This is a genomic window from Pseudomonas sp. NFACC42-2 (assembly GCF_900116055.1).
Taxonomy (GTDB): domain Bacteria; phylum Pseudomonadota; class Gammaproteobacteria; order Pseudomonadales; family Pseudomonadaceae; genus Aquipseudomonas; species Aquipseudomonas marginalis.
This window is the reverse complement of the sequence record NZ_FOZO01000043.1, coordinates 1-1,556: the sequence shown is the minus strand read 5'-3', so window position 1 is coordinate 1,556 and position 1,556 is coordinate 1. Positions and strand designations below refer to the sequence as shown.

Here is a 1,556-nt window from a genome sequence, read left to right as displayed (position 1 = left end):
TAACTCGTCATCAGCTCTCGGCCTTAGAATCCCGGATTTACCTAAGATTCCAGCCTACCACCTTAAACTTGGACAACCAACGCCAAGCTGGCCTAGCCTTCTCCGTCCCTCCATCGCAATAACCAGAAGTACAGGAATATTAACCTGTTTTCCATCGACTACGCTTTTCAGCCTCGCCTTAGGGACCGACTAACCCTGCGTCGATTAACGTTGCGCAGGAAACCTTGGTCTTTCGGCGTGGGTGTTTTTCACACCCATTATCGTTACTCATGTCAGCATTCGCACTTCTGATACCTCCAGCAAGCTTCTCAACTCACCTTCACAGGCTTACAGAACGCTCCTCTACCGCATCACTTACGTGATACCCGTAGCTTCGGTGTATGGTTTGAGCCCCGTTACATCTTCCGCGCAGGCCGACTCGACTAGTGAGCTATTACGCTTTCTTTAAAGGGTGGCTGCTTCTAAGCCAACCTCCTAGCTGTCTAAGCCTTCCCACATCGTTTCCCACTTAACCATAACTTTGGGACCTTAGCTGACGGTCTGGGTTGTTTCCCTTTTCACGACGGACGTTAGCACCCGCCGTGTGTCTCCCATGCTCGGCACTTGTAGGTATTCGGAGTTTGCATCGGTTTGGTAAGTCGGGATGACCCCCTAGCCGAAACAGTGCTCTACCCCCTACAGTGATACATGAGGCGCTACCTAAATAGCTTTCGAGGAGAACCAGCTATCTCCGAGCTTGATTAGCCTTTCACTCCGATCCACAGGTCATCCGCTAACTTTTCAACGGTAGTCGGTTCGGTCCTCCAGTTAGTGTTACCCAACCTTCAACCTGCCCATGGATAGATCGCCCGGTTTCGGGTCTATTCCCAGCGACTAGACGCCCTATTAAGACTCGCTTTCGCTACGCCTCCCCTATTCGGTTAAGCTCGCCACTGAAAATAAGTCGCTGACCCATTATACAAAAGGTACGCAGTCACCCAACAAAGTGGGCTCCCACTGCTTGTACGCATACGGTTTCAGGATCTATTTCACTCCCCTCTCCGGGGTTCTTTTCGCCTTTCCCTCACGGTACTAGTTCACTATCGGTCAGTCAGTAGTATTTAGCCTTGGAGGATGGTCCCCCCATATTCAGACAAAGTTTCTCGTGCTCCGTCCTACTCGATTTCATGACTAAGAGATTTTCGCGTACAGGGCTATCACCCACTATGGCCGCACTTTCCAGAGCGTTCCGCTAATCTCAAAGCCACTTAAGGGCTAGTCCCCGTTCGCTCGCCACTACTAAGGGAATCTCGGTTGATTTCTTTTCCTCAGGGTACTTAGATGTTTCAGTTCCCCTGGTTCGCCTCTTGCACCTATGTATTCAGTACAAGATAACCATCTTATGATGGCTGGGTTCCCCCATTCAGACATCTCCGGATCAAAGTCTGTTTGCCGACTCCCCGAAGCTTTTCGCAGGCTACCACGTCTTTCATCGCCTCTGACTGCCAAGGCATCCACCGTATGCGCTTCTTCACTTGACCATATAACCCCAAGCAATCTGGTTATACTGTGAAGAC

Annotated in this window: 1 rRNA gene; it reads right to left on the bottom strand. The window is 50.6% G+C overall.

Annotated elements, in window-relative coordinates:
* Positions 1-1,520 (bottom strand): 23S ribosomal RNA (locus tag BM416_RS30245); the annotation flags it as partial.
* Positions 1,521-1,556: the final 36 nt, after the last annotated feature.